Annotated in this window: 20 protein-coding genes and 1 other RNA gene; 15 read left to right on the top strand and 6 right to left on the bottom strand. The window is 39.0% G+C overall.

Annotated features, from left to right (window positions below; all coding sequences use genetic code 11):
* Positions 1–27: 27 nt before the first annotated feature.
* Positions 28–1,281 carry an erythromycin esterase family protein gene (locus N0O92_RS06715; protein WP_315613895.1) on the bottom strand — a complete coding sequence of 418 codons (1,254 nt, stop codon included), beginning with the start codon at positions 1,279–1,281 and terminating at the stop codon, positions 28–30.
* A gap of 247 nt (positions 1,282–1,528) precedes the next feature.
* Here N0O92_RS06715 and hisD point away from each other — a divergent pair, with 247 nt between their 5' ends.
* From hisD to N0O92_RS06695, 4 genes are all read left to right on the top strand, one after another.
* The gene (gene hisD, locus N0O92_RS06710) at positions 1,529–2,818 is read left to right on the top strand and encodes a histidinol dehydrogenase (protein ID WP_315613894.1); all 1,290 of its coding nucleotides are present in this window, start codon (positions 1,529–1,531) and stop codon (positions 2,816–2,818) included.
* A gap of 46 nt (positions 2,819–2,864) precedes the next feature.
* A complete protein-coding gene (locus tag N0O92_RS06705; RefSeq protein WP_315613893.1) occupies positions 2,865–3,869 on the top strand; it encodes a LacI family DNA-binding transcriptional regulator in 1,005 nt (334 codons plus the stop codon).
* A 149-nt stretch (positions 3,870–4,018) separates the two neighbouring features.
* Positions 4,019–5,332 carry a GntP family permease gene (locus N0O92_RS06700; RefSeq protein WP_315613892.1) on the top strand — a complete coding sequence of 438 codons (1,314 nt, stop codon included), beginning with the start codon at positions 4,019–4,021 and terminating at the stop codon, positions 5,330–5,332.
* A gap of 143 nt (positions 5,333–5,475) precedes the next feature.
* Entirely contained in the window at positions 5,476–6,219 is a 744-nt protein-coding gene (locus tag N0O92_RS06695) for a hypothetical protein (RefSeq protein ID WP_315613891.1), read from the top strand.
* A 30-nt stretch (positions 6,220–6,249) separates the two neighbouring features.
* On the opposite strand, the gene N0O92_RS06690 is transcribed toward N0O92_RS06695, so the two are convergent.
* A complete protein-coding gene (locus N0O92_RS06690) occupies positions 6,250–6,789 on the bottom strand; it encodes a D-glycero-alpha-D-manno-heptose-1,7-bisphosphate 7-phosphatase (protein WP_315613890.1) in 540 nt (179 codons plus the stop codon).
* A gap of 128 nt (positions 6,790–6,917) precedes the next feature.
* On the opposite strand from N0O92_RS06690, the gene N0O92_RS06685 reads away from it, so the two are divergent.
* Entirely contained in the window at positions 6,918–7,325 is a 408-nt protein-coding gene (locus N0O92_RS06685) for a VWA-like domain-containing protein (protein ID WP_315613889.1), read from the top strand.
* 166 nt (positions 7,326–7,491) lie between these two features.
* Here N0O92_RS06685 and N0O92_RS06680 read toward each other — a convergent pair whose 3' ends face one another.
* The gene (locus tag N0O92_RS06680) at positions 7,492–7,671 is read right to left on the bottom strand and encodes a DUF3918 family protein (RefSeq protein ID WP_315613888.1); all 180 of its coding nucleotides are present in this window, start codon (positions 7,669–7,671) and stop codon (positions 7,492–7,494) included.
* A 193-nt stretch (positions 7,672–7,864) separates the two neighbouring features.
* Between N0O92_RS06680 and N0O92_RS06675 the strand changes: the two genes are divergently transcribed.
* Positions 7,865–8,767: a CAP domain-containing protein gene (locus N0O92_RS06675; protein WP_396334475.1), complete on the top strand. Its 903-nt coding sequence runs from the start codon at positions 7,865–7,867 to the stop codon at positions 8,765–8,767.
* 39 nt (positions 8,768–8,806) lie between these two features.
* Here the strand turns inward: N0O92_RS06675 and N0O92_RS06670 are convergent, their stop codons facing one another.
* A complete protein-coding gene (locus N0O92_RS06670; RefSeq protein WP_315613886.1) occupies positions 8,807–9,880 on the bottom strand; it encodes a serine hydrolase domain-containing protein in 1,074 nt (357 codons plus the stop codon).
* 15 nt (positions 9,881–9,895) lie between these two features.
* Positions 9,896–11,032 carry an acyltransferase family protein gene (locus N0O92_RS06665; protein ID WP_315613885.1) on the bottom strand — a complete coding sequence of 379 codons (1,137 nt, stop codon included), beginning with the start codon at positions 11,030–11,032 and terminating at the stop codon, positions 9,896–9,898.
* A gap of 379 nt (positions 11,033–11,411) precedes the next feature.
* Here N0O92_RS06665 and N0O92_RS06660 point away from each other — a divergent pair, with 379 nt between their 5' ends.
* The 9 genes from N0O92_RS06660 to N0O92_RS06620 all read left to right on the top strand — a co-directional run bounded on the left by N0O92_RS06660 (position 11,412) and on the right by N0O92_RS06620 (position 20,209).
* A complete protein-coding gene (locus N0O92_RS06660; RefSeq protein ID WP_396334479.1) occupies positions 11,412–13,706 on the top strand; it encodes a DEAD/DEAH box helicase in 2,295 nt (764 codons plus the stop codon).
* Between the two features lie 12 nt (positions 13,707–13,718).
* Positions 13,719–14,981 carry a ribonuclease H-like domain-containing protein gene (locus tag N0O92_RS06655; RefSeq protein ID WP_315613884.1) on the top strand — a complete coding sequence of 421 codons (1,263 nt, stop codon included), beginning with the start codon at positions 13,719–13,721 and terminating at the stop codon, positions 14,979–14,981.
* Positions 14,982–15,376: 395 nt separating this feature from the next.
* Positions 15,377–15,733 carry a CotD family spore coat protein gene (locus N0O92_RS06650; RefSeq protein WP_315613883.1) on the top strand — a complete coding sequence of 119 codons (357 nt, stop codon included), beginning with the start codon at positions 15,377–15,379 and terminating at the stop codon, positions 15,731–15,733.
* 66 nt (positions 15,734–15,799) lie between these two features.
* A complete protein-coding gene (locus N0O92_RS06645) occupies positions 15,800–16,369 on the top strand; it encodes an SLOG family protein (protein WP_315613882.1) in 570 nt (189 codons plus the stop codon).
* 78 nt (positions 16,370–16,447) lie between these two features.
* On the top strand, positions 16,448–16,759 hold the full coding sequence (gpsB, locus tag N0O92_RS06640) for a cell division regulator GpsB (RefSeq protein ID WP_315613881.1): 312 nt from the start codon (positions 16,448–16,450) through the stop codon (positions 16,757–16,759).
* A gap of 10 nt (positions 16,760–16,769) precedes the next feature.
* On the top strand, positions 16,770–17,159 hold the full coding sequence (locus N0O92_RS06635) for a reverse transcriptase-like protein (RefSeq protein WP_315613880.1): 390 nt from the start codon (positions 16,770–16,772) through the stop codon (positions 17,157–17,159).
* A 68-nt stretch (positions 17,160–17,227) separates the two neighbouring features.
* Positions 17,228–17,618, top strand: an RNA gene (gene rnpB, locus N0O92_RS06630) — RNase P RNA component class B.
* Positions 17,619–17,740: 122 nt separating this feature from the next.
* Positions 17,741–18,886 carry a THUMP domain-containing class I SAM-dependent RNA methyltransferase gene (locus N0O92_RS06625; protein ID WP_315613879.1) on the top strand — a complete coding sequence of 382 codons (1,146 nt, stop codon included), beginning with the start codon at positions 17,741–17,743 and terminating at the stop codon, positions 18,884–18,886.
* 1,056 nt (positions 18,887–19,942) lie between these two features.
* On the top strand, positions 19,943–20,209 hold the full coding sequence (locus N0O92_RS06620) for a DUF2564 family protein (RefSeq protein ID WP_315613878.1): 267 nt from the start codon (positions 19,943–19,945) through the stop codon (positions 20,207–20,209).
* 49 nt (positions 20,210–20,258) lie between these two features.
* Here the strand turns inward: N0O92_RS06620 and N0O92_RS06615 are convergent, their stop codons facing one another.
* The gene (locus tag N0O92_RS06615) at positions 20,259–20,567 is read right to left on the bottom strand and encodes an iron-sulfur cluster biosynthesis family protein (RefSeq protein ID WP_315613877.1); all 309 of its coding nucleotides are present in this window, start codon (positions 20,565–20,567) and stop codon (positions 20,259–20,261) included.
* Positions 20,568–20,613: the final 46 nt, after the last annotated feature.

The raw sequence follows: 20,613 nt of genomic DNA, 5'->3' as shown, positions 1-20,613 counted from the left end.
TTATAATGGGCGTATACATTGAGCTGGTTACTGTAAAGGGGTTAACGCTTTTGATTGATCTACATGGATAAAAGCATTGTAACGGTCAGAAATTCTTGATGGGACATAATTACCAAGATGTTCATATTGGCTATTATAAACAACACCAATTGCCCAGTGACCAATTGTATTGGAAAAGAGCTTCTGATTTGTTTCGTTAAACATAATGAATTTATTATAAGCTCCTGCTTGATGAAGTTGATCTTCGAAACTTCCTGATACTGCTTTGGGGACAGACATCGTTTGTGCGGGTTCTCCCCATTTCGTTCCAGCAATAACTGATCCTTCGTATGTGCCAAAACCAATGGCATACACCTCGTTTGCCCCATATTTCTCACGCGTTAATTGCCCAACATTGACCATTCCTACACTGGCCATATCAGTTGCTCGCGCATCACCAATATGAGTATTGTGTTCCCACACAATTCCTTTAGCTTCCTTACCGTAATAATTAGATAGTTCGTCTAATGCTTCGACCATGTGTTCATCTCGTATGTTCCATGATTCACTATCATTGGTCACCATTGTACGATAATAACGTTCTGCGTTTTCAACAGCAAGTGCATTTATTTTTAGATTCAATTCTGCTTCATCATCGTTCATGTTCATGTGGCGATTTTGATGAAGCGATTCTAGTAGGTTTACTAATTCTTCAAAGCAATCTTGTCCGTAAAACGTAGATGATACACCGTACAATTGCATTTCTTTGTGGTAAGGCTCAAAACACACAAAGGCTTCTTTCGCTTTTTCGATATAGGGTGATTGAATTTTTTCTAAATAGGTAACGATTTCGGTCATAGATTCCCAAAGGCTATAGACGTCAATGCCATGAAACCCTACTTTTTGCTTTCTTGCCTTTTCATTGTTGTGTTGCTTCAACCAATCTAGAAGGGGGATGATTTCTTCATTTGCCCACATCCAACGAGGCCAACGTCTAAAAGCTTGAAGGGCATCCGTTGCTTTCTTATACGTTGGTGAAAATGATTTAATATATCGATTTACTTCATAACAAGAAGGCCAATCTCCTTCGACGGCGATGAACTGAAATCCTTTATGAGCGATAAGCCATTTTGAAATGTCGGCACGTATGGAATAGAATTCAGACGTTCCGTGTGTAGATTCACCTAATAACACATATTTTGCTTTGCTTGCTTCCTCTAATAAAGGCAGTAAATCTTCAATTGTGTGAAAACGAGAGGCGTGGTCAGATATAGCTTTTGTCAGGTCTAAAGTGTGAATCATGAGAAGGCTCCTATCTATTGTAGAATGGGTGTTGAACACTAATAGTATGGAAAAATATCGACATAAAATAGTCATTTTTTGAAAGAAAGGGTTTACAGAATAAAAAAAGATCTATATAATTTGTTTTGCATACGTATTCAAATTTAAATATTTTAAATATTCTACTCTGGAAAATAGTGTTATATAGGAAAAAAAATTTTTAGGGAATTTTGAATACGTATGCAAATTTAAAGGGAGAGTGAAAAAAATGGCTATCTATTTAAAAACAGGAAAAAGTGAAGTGGAAGTAAAAGAATCGAATACAAAGGTACAAGAAATAGTAAGTGGAATTATTCAAGATGTGGAAGAAAATGGAGATAGAGCAGTTCGTGCTTTAGCTGAAAAGTTTGATAACTGGAAAGCAGAAAGCTTCCGTCTAACAGACGAGCAAATTGCTGAAATTGTTAAATCAGTACCAGAACGTACGATTGAAGATATTAAATTTGCGCAAGCGCAAGTACGTAACTTTGCTGAAAAACAAAGAGAAACGATTCAAGATCTTGAAGTAGAAACATTGCCAGGCGTTACATTAGGACATAAGAATATCCCGGTAAATAGTGTAGGCTGTTATATTCCTGGAGGGCGCTATCCGATGGTAGCATCTGCTCATATGAGTATTCTTACAGCAAAAGTGGCGGGAGTTAAACGAGTGATCGGTTGTACGCCTCCTATAAAAGGGGAAATTCCAGCTGCAACGGTAACAGCAATGTATTTAGCTGGCGCTGATGAAATTTACATTTTAGGTGGCGTTCAAGCTATGACTGCTATGGCAGTTGGAACAGAAACAATCGAGCCTGTTGATATGATCGTCGGTCCTGGTAATGCATTTGTAGCAGAAGCGAAGCGTCAATTGTTTGGAAGAGTGGGGATTGATTTGTTTGCTGGCCCAACAGAAACACTTGTTATTGCTGATGAAACATCGGATGCAGAAATTATTGCAACAGATTTACTAGGCCAAGCAGAACATGGTCCAACATCTCCATCTGCATTAATTACAACATCAAGAGAATTAGCAGAGGAAACGGTAAAAGAAATTGAACGTCAATTAAAAACGTTACCTACAGCTGATGTAGCTAGTGTATCTTGGAATGATTACGGTTCGATTATTTTAGTGGACAGCTTAGAAGAAGCGGTAGTAGAAGCGGATAAGTTAGCATATGAGCATGTTGAAGTGTTAACGAAAGACCCTGATTATTTCTTAGAGAACATGAAGAATTTCGGTGCTTTATTCTTAGGACCTGAAACAAATGTAGCTTACGGAGATAAAGTAATTGGTACAAACCATACACTTCCAACTAAAGGAGCAGCAAGATTTACTGGAGGACTTTGGGTTGGTAAATACTTAAAAACATGCACTTATCAAAAAGCAACACCAGAAGCGAGTGTCGTTGTTGGGGAGTACGGTTCGCGCCTATGTGAAATTGAAGGATTCATGGGGCACAAAGCCCAAGCGGATCTTCGTGTAAGACGTTACAAAAAAGAGACGGTTAATAACTAAAAAAGAAGTGTGATATAATTTCCCTGTTAATCAAGGGGGAATCATCATGTCAAAAAAGAAGATCACTTCAATGGATGTTGCTAAATTAGCAGGTGTTTCGCAATCGACGGTGTCAAGAGTGTTCGGATCAGGAGCGAACGTTTCGGAAAAGAAACGAAATCAAATTCTTGAGGCTGCTGAATTACTAGGTTACCAACCCAACGCAATCGCAAGAGGGTTGATAACGAATAAAACGAACATGATTGGGATCGTCATGCGCAACATCCAAAATCCATTTTATCCTGAAGTGCTTGAAAAGTTTTATACTAGGTTAGCTGAAAAGGGCTACCATTTAATTTTTATGAATTCTGAACATAACTTCGTTCAGGAAGATGAGATTAGTCATTTAATTGAATACCATGTTGATGGTGTGATTATTACAGATGCTCTTCTTTCTTCATCTGCTGTTCAACGCTTTCTAAAAAATGATATTGCAATCATTCTTTTTAATAGATATATTGAAAATCCCGATTATAGCGCAGTTTTTTGCGATAACTTTTACGCGGGGCAAGAAATAGGCAATTATTTAGTGAAAACCGGACACAAACATTTTGCTTTTATTTCTGGACCTTTGGAAACATCAACGACCATCGATCGTAAAAAAGGGTTTGAGCAAGCATTAGCTAAACATGGGTACTTTGATATCGCTGTTGAAATTGGAAACTATTCATATGAAAGTGGGTTTGAAGCTGCCAAAAAACTATTACAATCGAATAAAATCGTTGATAGTATCTTTTGCGGTAATGATATAACAGCTCTTGGAGCCATTGATGCAGCTAAGTCTTTAGGGTATAACATTCCAGAAGATCTTTCAGTTATAGGTTTCGATGACATCAATATGGCTAGTTGGCCATCTTACTCATTGACGACTTGGAAACAGCCAATTGAGGATATGGTGAATCAGACGATTGATTTATTGCTGCATGAAATGGATGAGGAAGAGAAGAGTGTATCGAGTCATGCATTACCTGGTGAACTCATCATTCGAGGTTCTGTGAGACAGAGAGAGTAAATATTTTGGCAAAGAGAGTGAATCTGGATCTCTGTTTGCCAACCTTTTTGGGTTTATTTTTTAAAATGAGTGACCAGAAAAGAAAGCGCTTAACAACATAATAGAATAACTGCTATTTGAAACTTGGCAGGTATAAAGGAGAGAGAAACATGCTAAGTTTTATTGGACTAATTGGCGGACTGGCACTGCTAATTATTTTGACGATTCGGGGAATGAATTTATTAGTGGCCGCACCTTTTGCTGCTTTACTTTGTGCCATTTTTAGTGGATTGCCGATTTTTCCACAATTGGCAGAGGCAGGAGCGCCTGATTTTGTATCCAGCTACATGAATACATTTTCTGGCTTTGTTTTTTCGTGGTTTTTAATGTTTTTAGTTGGGGCGATATTCGGTAAATTAATGGAAGATAGCGGAGCCGCTGATAGCGTTGCGCGTTGGATTGTTGGGAAAATTGGGATGAAGCAAGCCGCTCTTGCCATTGTTATAGCCTGTGCGGTTTTAACATACGGGGGAGTAAGTTTATTCGTTGTAGCTTTTGCTGTATACCCAATGGCTGTCAGCTTATTCAAGAAGGCAGACTTACCTAGACGATTTATACCAGCAGCATTAGGGTTTGGGTCTGTTACATTTACGATGACGTCTGCAGGTTCGCCTGAGATTCAGAACTGGATTCCAATTGAATTTTTAGGTACCACTCCTTATGCAGCATGGGAAGTAAGTTTAATTGTTGCCGTCTTTATGATCATCTTTGGTTATTGGTGGCTAACAAAGATGATTAAGAAAGCAGTAAATAACGGGGAGCGATTTGAAGCAAGAGATAATGATCCAGAAGATAGCCGTACAGAATTACCTAATCCATATGTTAGTTTAATTCCACTAGTTGTTGTACTAGTTGTAACATTCTTTACCCATGGGGTCTTAGAAAAGTCAGCACTAATCGTAGCACTCTTGTCAGGGGTCATTGCAACCTATGTTTTAAATTATAAATATTTTAAAAATTTCTCGAATGCGATTCAAGAGGGGACAACAGGTGCCCTTATCGCTATTGGTAATACGGCAGCGGTAGTAGGATTTGGAGGTGTGGCTCGAGAAACGCAAGCATTTTCTGATGCGGTAGCGTTTATGACGAACCTACCTGGCGATCCACTAATTGGAAGTGCCGTTGCTATTTGCTTAATTGCTGGAGTAACAGGATCTTCATCAGGTGGACAAGCGATTGCCTTGCCACTTCTAGCTCCACATTACTTGGAGATGGGAGTTAATGCTGATGCTATGCATAGAACAGCAGCTCTTGCATCGGGCGCACTTGATTCTCTTCCGCATGGTGGATATGCTGTAACTACGATTCGAGCCATTGCTGGTGAGACTCATAAAGATGCCTACCCAGCATTTGGAGCGCTCACAGTTGTCGTACCTTTACTAGGTGTTGTTTTAGCGATTGCTTTGTTTGCTATTGGTTTATAAGAATAAGAGGATGCCAAGAGAAGGGAGTAGTAGACCTTTTTCGGGGCATCTTTTTTCTTTAAAATGTAAGAAATTTAGAACGCTCGATAGGTGTTTGCATAGCATAGGTATTGTAACTATGTTTTGAAAGGGGCTCTTTTACTATGAATCATTTTTCACATAACCAATTTCAACAACCGGTGAATCAGTCGACATGTGGAAACTGGGAAATGACAAAACCAGCAACCCAAACGGCTCACGATACAACTAAGCATGCAAAAGGATGTCAATGTGGTTGCCAAAAGCATTCAACAGCAGGAGCTGGAATGCCAAACATGACAGGACACGGAGGAGCATCACCTTATGCGCATCAGGCTCAACCAGGTGTTGGAATGCCGCAAGCACAGTGGGGAGCACCAGGAGGATATGCGCCAACTCCAGGGTTTCATGGAGGAATGTCACAAGCGCCATGGGGAGCGGCAGGATCTACACCAACACCAGGGCTTTCTGGAGGGATGCCACAAACACCTTGGGAAGGTCCAGGTTATGCACAAACACCAGGGTTCCATGGGGGAGTACCGCAAGCACCACAAGCACAATGGGGAGCTCCAGGTCATATGCCGACACCAGGCTACCCAGGGCCTGGTATGCCGCAAGCTCCACTTGGTCAATGGGGAGGAGCAGAACATTCTGTAACGCCAGGTTACCCAGGACCAGTGGCACCATATGCACAAACACCAGGTTTTCCTGGAACTGGAGAACCAACACCCGATAGCCCGCATTGGCAATGGGATGCGATGAATCCTTATAACACGAGTCAATCGAGCCATGATCAATGGAATAATTGGGATAACAACAATTGGGATAACAACAATTGGGATAACAACTGGAATAACAACAATGAATAGTATAACGAAGCAAGGGGACTTCCTCTTGCTTTATTTTTCTTGGAAGTGAGTGAGTATCCATGGTGTAGCGTGTAACAAACTAGGAAAAACCATATCAGCTTGAGCATGATTTTCCATTTCCGAACCAATAAAAACGGTTGTACATCCAGCTTTTTTACCTGCTTCAATATCTGGTTCCCGGTCCCCAACCATAATACTTGATACAAGGTCAACTTGATGTTTTTGAGCTAAATCAAGTAACATTTGTGCCCCTGGTTTTCGACAAGGACACCCAGCTTTAGGTTTATGTGGACAATAAGCAATGTCATCAACTTTTGCGCCAAATTGTGCCAAGTCCTTTAGTAATTTTTTATGTACGTCTTGTAGGGATGATTCTTTCATAAACCCAAGTCCTACTCCACCTTGATTCGTAACAACAAAAGTTGGGATGTTTGCCTCATTCATTTGTCTAATGGCTTCGCCAACACCTTCTAATAAATACAGTTGACTTGGTTTATTAACGAACTTTACGCGACTTGTTAACACTTCGTTTAGTACTCCATCTCTGTCTAAAAATACAGCTCTTTTCATTTTGCATATCCTCCTCTTGGATACAACGTCTTTTTTTAGATAATATCCTAAATAGACAAGAATATCTTTAGCTATAAAAAAACAAAATAATCATGGCACGATAAGCTAATAAGAGGAGAGATGCTTCCGTGAAATGGCAAAAGTCACTATTAACAACCCTTCAACGCCACAAAGGAGAGAAAATCGCCTTAGCTGTTGATACATCAACAAATGAAGTTAGTACAGAATTAATCAATAATATTGTAGCTTTGTTTGCTCAATTAAGTCCGGAGACAAAGCTCGTTCAATCAGACTTTAAAATAAGGGACATTTCAACGATTGACCAAGCCAATATTACGTATTATAAGCACGGGAAATCTTCTTACACGGAAGTGCTTGAATGGGCAGAAGAAGAGAACATTGATATTTTATTTTATATAACAGATGTAACTGGGTATTTTTATGATGAATTAAAAGTGGATTATGATGTTATGTGGCTCGTTCCGAATGACTTTGTTCCAAAAGTACCATTTGGAAAAACACTTAAAATTGCTTAAATTGTCTATTTAAAAAGACTATTTAAAACAGTGTTTTTTGCCTTGAGAGGAGATCATTCTTCTTTCAAGGCTTTTCCTAATTTTCGTGATCATTTATGTTTGGGAGAATGACTGCTTTTTAAAAAGGAGAAGAGGATAAGTCGACGTGACTTATCCTCTACTGCAATTAACGTTGGTTTTGGTTTTGGTTTAACATGTCTTTGATGGGCTCCATCATGTTCATGTTGCTCCCACCATTGTTACGATTTCTCATCATTGTGTATGCAGCTGCTCCTACTCCTAAGCCTACTACTGACATCATTAAACCATTACCATTCTTTTTACGTTTACGACCAAACATTTGCATTTTCCTTCCCCCTTCAAACTTGTTTGAATCAATGTATCAAACATTCCTTATGATCAGTCTTTTAGCCTTTCCCTATTCGAGGATATCCTTGCCATCTTCGGCAAAAAAATCGGTAAGTATTACCAATGAATATTTGCAATTTTTTATAACGCTTTAGAAAACAATAATAAAAATTAGAGTAAGGAGAATGATTATGAAAAAACAAATTTCGATTATGACCATGATAGTGGTGTTGCTATTCCTAACTGTTGCTTGTCAAAACGACAACAACGCAATGGAAGGTATGCATGTAGGAGAAGGGCAAATATCCAGTGATTTTACGACTGCCTCAAGCGAACAGTTTCCACATACGAAACCCATTCAAGTTCAACACGCAAAATACGAATTTGATATTCAACATTCGGTCCAACTATCAAGGGAAGAGATCGCCAATCTTCTTCCAGGAGATGTGATGCAGCATTTACCAGAGGGAGCACAGCAGCTAACACCTGAAGATATTGCGCGTTTTGTTCCTGAAGAGGCGTTACGACTTACACCTGAGCAAATAGCTGAACGTCTTCAAGTAGGAAGACCAGTTAGAGAAGGAGATGGACCTGCGCCGGAACCGGGTGTGGCTCAACCTGAGGCTCCTGCACAAGAACAGCCTGAAGTTGCCCAACCAGAACAACAAGAAGAAACACCTCAAGCAGAAACACCTCAAGCAGATGCAGGTCATGATATAAGTGCCATTGAACAACAAGTAATAGAACTAACGAATGTGGAGAGAAGAAATAATGGGTTATCGGATCTACAATTAGACCGTTCGTTAAGTAACGTAGCGAGAGTGAAATCTCAAGATATGCAAGAAAATAACTATTTTTCTCATACGAGTCCAACCTATGGGTCTCCATTTGATATGATTAGGGATTTTGATATATCTTATCAATCTGCAGCAGAAAATATTGCTCAGGGTCAGCGTTCGGCTGAAGAAGTTGTCCAAGCATGGATGAACAGTGAAGGACATCGTGCCAACATCTTAAATGGAAGTTTTACACATATTGGTGTAGGGTATCATGAAAATGGCCACTATTGGACGCAAATGTTTATTAGTAAATAAAAAAGAGAAACAGGCTCATTGTTGTGAGCCTGTTTCCGTTTATTCATTAGGTTGTTTAGCATCTAAAATCATCTCTAATAGCCTTAACCGATTACGATCATTGACATGATTAAGTGTTCGATTTAAAAAACGGTCTGAATCAACTCGGTGAACAAAAACGAGGTTTTTATCTGGTATGATATCAATCGATTGGCCGTAGCGACCAATAGCAGAGTATAGGCCGACATCCTCAAAATGACCATTATCAGCCACCCACCACATATAACCATATCCATATACTTGTGAAGTTCGAACGGGTGTTTGTACAGACGTGCTTTGTTTGACCCATTCTTTTGGGATAAGCTGTTGCCCAGCCCATTGTCCATCTTGAAGATACAATTGACCGAACCTCGCCATGTCGCGTGCGCTCATTCTAAATAAATAAGAAGGGTGAATGGAACGATCTTCCTCAAATTTATAAAAAGAGTCTTCTGGAGAGTAATCTTCCATTCCAAGAGGGATGGCAATTTTCTCATAAAACTCTTGAAATAAATCAGATTTTGTTTGCTGATTAAAGATCGTTCCTAATACATTGAAATCCCAATTATTATAATGAAAATAGGTTCCAGGTACATGAGCCTCACGTTCCGGTCGGTTCCATCTCATAAATAAAGATTCTTCACCCGCTCGTAAGAAGATCCCTGAGCGAGAAGTAAGAAGATCTTCTACTGTTGCTTCTTGTTCAAAAACAGATAAGGGACTTCTATCTGTAATTTCTAACTCCTTTAACGTGTCTTCAATATGAATAGTGCCAACATTTACATGAATTCCGTAAAGAGCACTTAAGAAACTCTTTCTAACAGAATGAATATTGCTTTTTCTTGAAACGTCACCCCATTCAAAAAGGACTTTCCCATCATAAATAACCATCGCTGCTGTTGAGCCAAGCGAATCATAAAACTCTTTAGCTTCTTGTAGCTTTTTATCAGACCACCCTGCTTCTTCAGGAGTGGAGTGATAATCCCAAGTTGATTCCGTTTGAGAACTAGAATTTTTACAGCTAATTAAAAAAAGAGCTAAGACATTTGCTACCCCTACCAGGAGTAGTAACTTTCTTTTTTTGCGTCCAAGCATGTTCGGTCACCCTAACTAAATGTGTTTATCGTTATATGTTGAATGCTGATTGTTGGCAAGAACAGTGTTAGAGTCAACTTGATGGATCTGTTTAGGCTTGACGTCTACTTTTCCAACAATGTACTTTCCAATTCTCATATGATTAACATAATAGATGGTCATGATTGAGCAAGCCGTACTAACAACAAATAAAACGATAATCGTGAAAATCCCCATATTAAGTGATAATAATGTAAATAACACAATTAAAATCGAGATGTAACTTGTGTGCAATAAGTAGATTCCGTACGAGTATTTATTAATTACTAGAAATAAAGAAGGAATGGACTTCATTTTCCTAGCGAAATAAATAACAAAGGCAATGACACTTAACGTATGAAATAAAATATCAATTCTCTTAGAGCTGTGAATGGTAATCATGCCACTATGATAAAAATACAAAAGAGCTAGCCCAGTAACAAAGGGAGCAATGAGAACAATGACTTTATATTTATAAATAGATTGTATAAAAGATTCATAGTTACGACCAATATAATAAGCTATAGAAAAGTAAAAAATCCAGCCAGGGAAAGGAATCCAGTAAAAACGTTCCCAAACATAATCACTAAATACGATATCAACCGGTTTCGTGAAATTAAAAATCACTAAATAGGCGCTATTAATAAGAAAAGAATACAAAATAACTTTACTAGGATGAGTTTGGTCTAACCATTTCTTCAAAAATACAAATAAAAGATAAAATTGAAAAATAATTAATACAAAATAAGCGTGAAAATCTCCAATAAAGATATTTAAGAGTACTTTTAAAGAAAATTGCTCGAACGACAGAAGAGCATATGGGGAAGCATAAAGAAACGCCATACAAATGTACGGGATTAAAATAAATTGCAATCTCTTAGAAAGGAAACCTTTTGAAAGGGTCATTTTATCTTTATAGCTATAACCTAAAATAAAAGCGGTAATAAAGATAAAAGTAGGTGTACCATAGTACAAAAGCACATTAATGGAATCTAAGATTGTCTTACTAAGTTCGGGCAAGTTTAATAAAAATCCGACATACTCCATCCCCCAGGCAATAGAGTGCAGAAGGACAATGCTTAAACAAGCGATGCTTCTTAAAAAAGATATTTCGTTAATATGTTTTTTCCCCATTAAGAATCAACATCTTTCTATCTATTCTTTTCTCTCGAATAGCTTGGAATAAACAAGTCGCCCTCGTGAGTATATGGATGAAATTGATTATAATAGAAAAAGGTCTATTCCGAACTTCAAGAAATCCATTGTCTCTCTACCCTTTTGAGCAGAAACTAAAAACCTGACACATATTAATAAACAAAACTTTCATTTCTACAAGCGTAAAAGGTAGAAAAAAATATGTCAATGGTCCCAATTTGATTTACATGATTTCCTACAATGGGAATTATAAGTTGAAATAGCTACCTCCTTGTTTTCCAGTGGTTTCCAAGGGTGTTCATACTAGAAAAACAAACAAACATTCGCTAAAATAAAAGGACGATTGTTTGTTCTCATTATGTGGGAGCAAGAATTAGGAGGGAAGCCATTGTTTAAAAGTGATCTGCAAGATATATTAGAGGATTTTAAAATGAATGAGGAGTGGAAAGAACGAATTGTTCATTGGCATGAAATGGAAGCAGTTGAAGCGAATTCAGTACCTTATCCGGAATCATTAGACATTCGGCTTCAACAGGCACTGACTCGTCGCGGGATCTCATCTCTATACTCTCATCAGGCAGAAGCCTTTATGTATACAAGAAAGAAAGAGAATGTCGTGGCAGTTACACCCACTGCTTCTGGAAAAACGCTTTGCTATAATTTGCCTGTTCTACAGGAAATCATTGATCACGAAGAGAGCAGAGCTCTTTATTTATTTCCAACAAAGGCACTTGCTCAAGACCAAAAAAGTGAGATTAATGAAATCATCGATGAAATTGGTATCGATGTAAAGTGCTTTACCTATGACGGAGATACGGCACCGAACATTCGACAAGCAGTTCGAAAAGCTGGGCATGTCGTTATTACCAATCCTGACATGCTGCATTCTGCCATTTTGCCACATCACACGAAATGGGTAGCATTCTTCGAAAATTTGAAATATGTCGTCATTGATGAACTTCATACATATCGCGGTGTTTTTGGTAGTCACGTAGCGAACGTAATTCGAAGGTTAAAGCGAATTGCTCATTTTTATGGAAGTAACCCAACGTTTATCTGTACATCTGCTACCATTGCTAATCCGAAAGAGTTAGCTGAAGGATTGACAAGGAGTCCGATGCGTTTAATCGACAAAAATGGAGCCCCAAGGGGAAAGAAACACTTTTTGTTTTACAACCCGCCCATTGTCAATCAAGCGTTAAATATTCGAAAGAGCGCAACAGTCGAAGTAAATGAACTAGCTAAACGCTTTTTAGAGAATAAAATTCAGACGATTGTTTTTGCAAGAAGTCGAGTGCGGGTAGAAATTATTTTAAGTCATCTTCAAGAGTTAACCAAAAAGTATATTGGTCCAGATACGATCCGTGGCTATCGGGGAGGGTATTTACCGAAACAAAGAAGAGAGATTGAGCGTGGCTTACGTCAAGGAAATATTATTGGTGTTGTAAGTACAAATGCGTTAGAGCTGGGAGTGGATATTGGACAGCTTCAAGTTTGTATTATGACTGGGTATCCAGGGTCCGTAGCGAGTGCTTGGCAACAAGCAGGGCGTGCAGGACGGAGACAAAATGAGTCTGTCATTATTATGGTGGCCAGTTCGACGCCGCTTGATCAATATATCGTTAGTCATCCCGAATACTTCTTTGATAAAAACCCTGAGTCTGCAAGAATTAATCCAGATAATCTTGTGATACTTGTTGATCACCTGAAATGTGCTGCCTATGAGCTACCATTTAAAAGAGGAGATTCTTTTGATGGTGTCGAGATTGAAGAAATTCTTGAATTTCTAACAGAAGAACAAGTACTTCATGAACGTGCGAATAAATGGTATTGGATGAACGACGCTTTCCCAGCTCATGGCATTAGTTTGCGATCAGCATCACAGGAAAATGTGGTTATTATTGATCAAAGTCAGGCCGGCTCGCCAACGGTTATCGGCGAAATGGACCGTTTTAGCGCGATGACGTTACTACATGATGAAGCCATCTATTTACATCAAGGTGTACAGTATCAAGTGGAATATTTAGATTGGGATGAAAAAAAAGCGTTTGTACGCGAGGTTGATGTAGAGTACTTTACAGACGCAAATTTAGCTGTTCACTTGAAAGTACTTGAAGAAGACGAGGTGCGAGAGCAATCAGAGATCACAGTCAGCTACGGAGATGTGATGGTGAATGCGAAGGCAACTATCTTTAAGAAAATACGACTATCAACCTTTGAAAACATTGGTTCAGGACCGATTCATTTGCCTGAGGAAGAACTACATACCAGTGCGATGTGGATCAGTTTTTCAGATGAATTGACGAACCGTTTCGGGGAAGGGGCTTTTGATCAAGCACTGACCGGATTGGCTCAGCTCATTCAACAAGTTGCTCCAGTTTTTGTCATGTGCGACCGTCATGATCTTCATGTAGTCCCACAAATGAAAGCTGATCATTCTGAACAACCAACTATTTTCTTGTATGATCGTTATCCTGGTGGTATCGGATTAGCTAAGCAAGTCTATAAGAATTTGCCCACCATATTAGGTCAAGTTGAACACCTTATTTCTGCATGTGCATGTGAACAAGGTTGTCCAGGTTGCGTAGGAACAAGTGAAGGAAACACGAAATCGTTAGTTTCACGTTTCATTCGGTTGCTTAAAGCGGAGTAGGGGAGTGAGAAAATGTTAAAAAATAAGTTACAACGCATGAAGCAGCATATGGGGATGGAGAACGTAAAGATTGAAAGAGAACCAAAAAAGGTTCCAACTTTGGAAGAGAAGAAAGCTGTTCCTTTTGAACAAGAATGGAAATCATTTGATACGACACCGCAATGGTTTGATGGCAATTATACATTAGTTCGTGAAAAACAATATCCTCTAAGCCATCAACATGGGAAATATCAATTTCAGGAAACGTCAGAAGCGGTTAGAAGGTGGCAAGATCATGTGCAATCTCATCCATTATCAGCGAAAGACCGTCATGTGGAAGAGTTGCTTTTCTTTGACACAGAAACGACAGGACTAAGTAGTGGCGCTGGGAATACGATTTTTTTGTTAGGGCATTGTCAGATTGAGTCGGATCATGTCAGTGTAAAGCAGTTTTTTTTGCCCGGACCAGAATCAGAAGTAGCGTTATATCACTCTTTTTTAACAGATGTGGGTGTATTGAGGAACCTCGTTACTTATAATGGCAAGGCATTTGACTGGCCTCAAGTAAAAACACGTCATACCTTTGTCCGTGATCAAGTTCCGAAACTTCCGAAATTCGGACATTTTGACTTGCTTCATGCAGCGAGACGTATGTGGAAAGATACGCTGCCTTCTTGCAAGCTTTCTGTTGTTGAAAAAGAGATTTTACAATTTGAACGAGAAGAAGATATCCCTAGTTATATGGCACCGATGCTCTATTTTGATTTTTTACAAGATCCGGATCCAGAGTATGTGAAAGGGATCTTTCAACATCACGAATGGGATGTATTATCTTTACTTACGTTGTATACGCATTTGTCTTCTGTCATTTTGCAGTGGGATCCTAGTTCCCTTACACAAAAAGAAAAGTATGAAGTTGCCAGGTGGTACGAAGCAATAGGGGAGTCTGAGATTGCCATGGCACAATATGAAACATTAAAACAAATGGGCACTACAACGGGTGAGGCGAGTTTGTTTGCTTATGCAAATGGATTAAAAAAACAAAAAAGATGGAGTGAGGCGTTAACTAGTTACGTTTCTTTAGTTGGAACAGAGCAATATTCGTATTATGCCGCGATTGAGTGTGCTAAATTGTATGAACACCAAGTGAAGGATTATGAAAAAGCAGCCTATTATTGCAAGCAGGCAATCGTAGACGAGGGGTTTGTTAGGAAACAGCCAAAAGAGAAACAGTTAAAGATGCAAAAAGAAGGGAAACTGAGATTAGATCGGATACAGAAAAAAATGGCGAAATAAAGCCTGTTTTCACATTTCCTGGGGAAGCGCATAAACGGCGGTTTTTTTACAAGTTACAACATTGTTAAAGGTTGTAACTTGTAAGTTTATGTAATGTAAAAAAAGGAATTGTCAAGAAGTGTAGAAACGATTACAATATGTTTCGGTAATTCTTTTTAGGAAATGAGTGATTAGAAATGTATCGAGCTATTTTAGTGTTATTTTTTGTCATGATTGGATTAACGTTATTTATTATGAGTGAAATTAGGGATTCGGCTTTCTTTCTTTTGTAGACAGAAACCCAATCCGTTGATATTAAAAGGATTAGGCGGTTAATTAGGTCAAATATCTAGTACACGGAATGCATTTCATACATAGGTTAATATTGACTCAAATATAAAAGGAGGAATTAACTTATGTTTTGCAGACCAAGACCTAAAGTTTGTAAGTTACCAACGACGACTCAAGTGATGCCAGCACAAGTATCACCAACACAGCACAAGATCGTTGATAAGACGTGTGAATATATCGTACCACATGTTCATCCATCACACACTCACTACAACACAAACCATGTATATAAGCATGTTGCGAGCTTCCCGCATACAACATCACAAAGCCAACAAGTGTTTCATCAACAATTTGTTCAACCAGCAGGTCCTGGATTTGGCCCAGCGGCAGGCCCAGGATTTGGCCCGGGAGCAGGTCCTGGATTTGGTCCAGCGGCAGGCCCAGGATTCGGCCCAGGATTCGGTGGATTCCGTAGACGTTAATCATTTTCAAGTGAGAGCGAACTGATATCAGTTCGCTCTTTCTTAAAGAAAGAGGGGGGGATGTTTGTGAGGACGATTGCAATCTCAGGATATAAAGCGCATGAACTCGGAATTTTTGATCAAAAACATAAAGGTATTTATTACATAAAAAAAGCAATCGAAAATCGCCTTCGGACACTGGTGGAAGAAGGGGTCGAGTGGGTGATTATTAGTGGACAGTTAGGAGTGGAATTATGGGCCGCTGAGGTAGTGATTGCATTGAAAGCGGAATATCCACAGGTGCAATTGGCTGTTTTAACTCCGTTTTTGCAGCAAGAAGAGCGATGGCAAGATGCAACCAAACAATACTACCAAGAAATTCTAAACCAAGCTGACTTTGTAGATAGTATTACGAAAAGAGCGTATGACAACCCAGCTCAATTGCGTCAGAAAAATGAATTTATCATCGCAAAAGCGGATGCTTTGTTATTGCTTTATGATGAAGACAAGCCTGGCTCACCTACGTATTACTTAGATATAGCCAAAAAACGTCAAGCAAATGAGGATTTCCCAATCTTCTTTATAACTCCGACAGACCTTGATTTATTGGTACAGGAGGAACAACATGAACATGTTGATTCGGAGTGGGATGTGTAATTTTAAATTGACAAGAAGGCTACTTTTTGGAAAAATAGAACGTAAAGCTGTTCATACACGCGGGTAGAGGTGAAGGAAATGAACCAACAAAACATTCGTTTTACGGCGAAAGAAATATTGGAAAAAGATTTTAAAACAAGCATGAGAGGGTATAACCCTGACGAAGTTGATAAATTTTTAGACTCCATTATACAAGATTACGAGCTTTTTCAACGAAAAGTAGAGCAATTAGAACAAGAAAATGCTCAATTGAAACGAGAAGTAAAAAAACTGTCTGACAGATCGCAACGACAAGCTCCAGCTCAAACAGTTGGAAGTACGAATTATGACATCTTACAACGATTATCGAACTTAGAGAAGAAAGTATTTGGAAGTAAATTGTACGAGTAGGTGCGAAAATATGATCGACGTTTATATTGACGGCGCAAGTGCTGGGGACCCTGGACCTTCCGGAGCGGGGGTTTTTATCAACTTTAAAAATGGAAATGTAGAAAATCATTCGATTCCACTAGGTGAGATGTCTAATCATGAGGCAGAGTATGAAGCTCTTATTATTGCGTTAGACTTGTGCATCGAGCGTGGAGTAAACATGGTTTCGTTTCGCACGGATTCAAAGTTAATAGATGATGCCATTGAAAAGCGTTATGTCAAAAATAAACGATTCCAACCGTACCTAGAAAAAGCTATCGCTCGAATCGAACAATTTGACTTGTTCTTTATAAAATGGGTCCCAAGTAATCAAAATAAACAGGCAGACTCATTAGCAAGAAAAGCTATTAGGGAAAATTGAAATAATTTCCTGTTGAATCATTCATGCTTTCAAGGTATACTAAGTCTTGTCGCTTAAGACAACGTTAAACATTCAGGTAATCGCTGCATGCTTGTCGTGTAGAGGAAAGTCCATGCTCGCACGGACTGCGATGTCCGTAGTGATCGTGCCTAGCCAATTCATAAGCTAGGGTAGTCTGGTTTTGACTGGACTAACGGCAAGGTAAGCACCTACGTCCAATCGGATATGGTGTGATGCCTTTGAAAGTGCCACAGTGACGGAGTCCATTTGGAAACGAATGGAGTGGAACGAGGTAAACCCCACGAGCGAGAAACCCAAAATATGGTAGGGGCATCTTCTTAAACGGGAATTGAACTGTTGAGAAGGACAAGGGAATACCCTTGTAGATAGATGATTGCCACCGGAGTACAAGGTTCATCACCGTTTGCAGTACAAAGGTACAGAACATGGCTTATCGAATGTTTAACGGATGATTTATTTTAAAGAACCCCCTAATCGGGGCTTTTTTTATTTTCCGACGTTTGTCATTACTCGTTAGAAATCGTATAATGAAAGCACTATGTTTGTGTAAGGAGTACATAATGGAAAAAGTTACATTAATTGCAACAGCAACGATGGGCCTTGAAGCTCTTGTTGCTCGAGAAGTAAAAGACTTAGGATATGAAGATGTTCAAGTTGAGAATGGGAAAGTAACGTTTACAGCCGATGTGTCAGCAATTCCTAGAGCGAATCTCTGGCTGAGAACAGCCGATCGAGTCAAGTTAAAAGTGGGGGAATTCAAAGCCTACACATTTGATGAATTATTTGAAAAAACAAAAGCTCTTCCATGGGCAGATCTTATTCCAGTTCATGCGGAGTTTCCTGTTATAGGGAAATCTGTAAAATCGAAATTGTTTAGTGTTTCCGACTGTCAGGCCATTGTGAAAAAAGCGGTCGTAGAAAGCATGAAAAAGCGATATAAGCGTGGATGGTTTGATGAAGATGGTCCATTTTACCGAATTGAAGTAGCTCTTCATAAAGATGTTGCTACGTTAACGATTGATACGAGTGGGACAGGGCTTCATAAACGTGGGTACCGTTATCTTCACAATGAAGCGCCACTGAAGGAAACGTTAGCAGCCGCTATGATCATGTTAACACCTTGGAAGCCTGATCGTCCATTTGCTGATCCTTTTACCGGTTCTGGCACTATTCCAATTGAAGCTGCGATGATTGGACAAAACATTGCACCAGGTTTTAATCGTGACTTCGTCTCAGAAGACTGGCACTGGATTGGGAAAGACCGTTGGAACGAAGCTCGTCAAGAAGTAGAAGATGTTGCGAACTATGATCAACCTTTAGATATACTAGGAGCAGATATCGATCACAGAAGTGTGGAACTTGCTAGTAACAATGCGATGGAAGCTGGATTTGGGGATATGATTACGTTTAAGCAAATGCAAGTAAAGGACTTCAGGCATCGTGGTGAGTACGGTATTTTAGTTGGAAATCCTCCATACGGAGAACGCCTTGGCGAACGCCCAGAGGTTGAGCAAATGTATAAAGATATGGGGAAAACATTTCAATTGCTTGATACATGGTCCATTTATATGTTAACGTCTCACGAAGGATTTGAAGACCTTTATGGAAAAAAAGCAACGAAAAAACGTAAGCTCTATAATGGGAATTTAAAGGTCGATTATTACCAATTTTTTGGACCGCGACCACCGAGGAAAGCGGATGAATAACGAAGAAGAAGGAGCTTTAGCTTCTTCTTTTTATTTCTGAATAATTTCACGTACCGTATGTGAAAATGGAAGATGTTTATAGCATAACTAAGGTCAAAAATCAACATTCTATAAGTGAGGAAGCAGGAAACTGCAACCTCCCAAACCATATCCCATCAAGTTGATGTTAACATATACAATAGGTAGACAACGATCCAGGTCACGTGTTTGTGACGGTGTTCTAGTTAGACTATGTTTGTTCGTCAGTAGAAAGAGAAATCGTTTTGAGCCAGATTGTCATATGTAATAAGATTCTTGAAATTGATCATGGTTAAGAGGAGAAGTCAATTCGACGTTCTCCTCTTTTTTAGTTTTTAAAGCAAAAAAAGAAGGGATGACCAACGAAAATGTGGTCATCCCTTCCTAAACCATTCACCAAAAGAAACTACTCTCTGCGGCCGTATCGATTATTGCGTTCCATAGACACCCCTCATTTCATTTATGTTTCAAAGAACACTCTTGAAATTTCTGGATCCTGTACAACGCTATCACCTCATAACGAGTTGAATAAAATCGAATAGTTATTACTTATAGTACCCTCTGCGGTCGTAACGATTATTGTCTTTCACAGACACCCCTCATTTCATTTATGTTATAAATAACACTCTTGAAATTCCTGGATCCTGTTCAACGCAATCACCTCATTAAAAGAGTTGATAAAAATCGTTAACATATACTATTTCGTAAATCTTCTGCGGCCTTAACGATTATGGTCTTTCACAGACACCCCTCATTTCATGTATGTTATTACTAACATTCTTGAAACTCTTGGACTGTGTCCAACGCAACCACCTCAATTTGAGTTGATCAATCGTTTGCTGAATTCATTTACTTACGGTGTTTGGCTTATGAGAAGCACTAACGGCTCCTCGTGTATTATGATGTCCGCTTCGTTTAAGAATATACTTCTAAAGTTAAAAATTTTTTGATCGCAAATTTCAGTTGGGAACGGTATGATTTGTGAGCAGTTGGACAACCTGAGACGGAAGATGGTTATTTAAAGAAGGAGTGTTAACTATGACAGAACGTCAAAACAATCAATCAGGTTTTAATGATATAAAGCAAGTTGAGATGTCCGTATTATCAGCTGAGCATATGGTAGGTCAAGCGACAAGAACCATGGATGAAGAACAATTAGCAGCAGCAACAAACGCTGTAAATGATGCGAAAGAACAACTTCATAAGGCAATGGCTCACGAAACAGGTGTAGACCAACACTTTTTCGAAATGTCTCAGGAATTATTGTCAAAAGCAGATCATCAATTAAAAGAAGCAAAAGAATAAACGAAAGAAGAAAAAGGACGATACCTTTTAGGAACGTCCTTTTTCTTCGCTATTTTTTATCAGGGTGATCCAATTGCTCAATGTTTGGATTAGAAAAGCGGAGAAATCCTAAGTCTTCATCGTAGTCAATCGACATACCATCTAAGTACCAAAAGTCGTCTTCATTCACAAAAAACGTAACCCCTTGTTTTGATACTTTGTATGAGGTAGGGGTGGGTTCTTCTTTCAGGACTCCAACAGAAAAACCTCCTGAACCAACTCCACCAACTCTTACATAAAGTCTCAGCGTATCCCCTTGTTTTAATGGAATTTCTTTTATATATAACGAAACAGCTGAATCTGTAATCGTAATCTCCACACAAATCCCTCCTTCATTTAGACGATACCACAGCTATCGACATTTT

It is taken from the genome of Alkalihalobacillus sp. MEB130, assembly GCF_032335535.1.
Lineage (GTDB): Bacteria > Bacillota > Bacilli > Bacillales > Bacillaceae_D > Halalkalibacter.
This window is presented reverse-complemented; position numbering and strand designations above follow the sequence as displayed.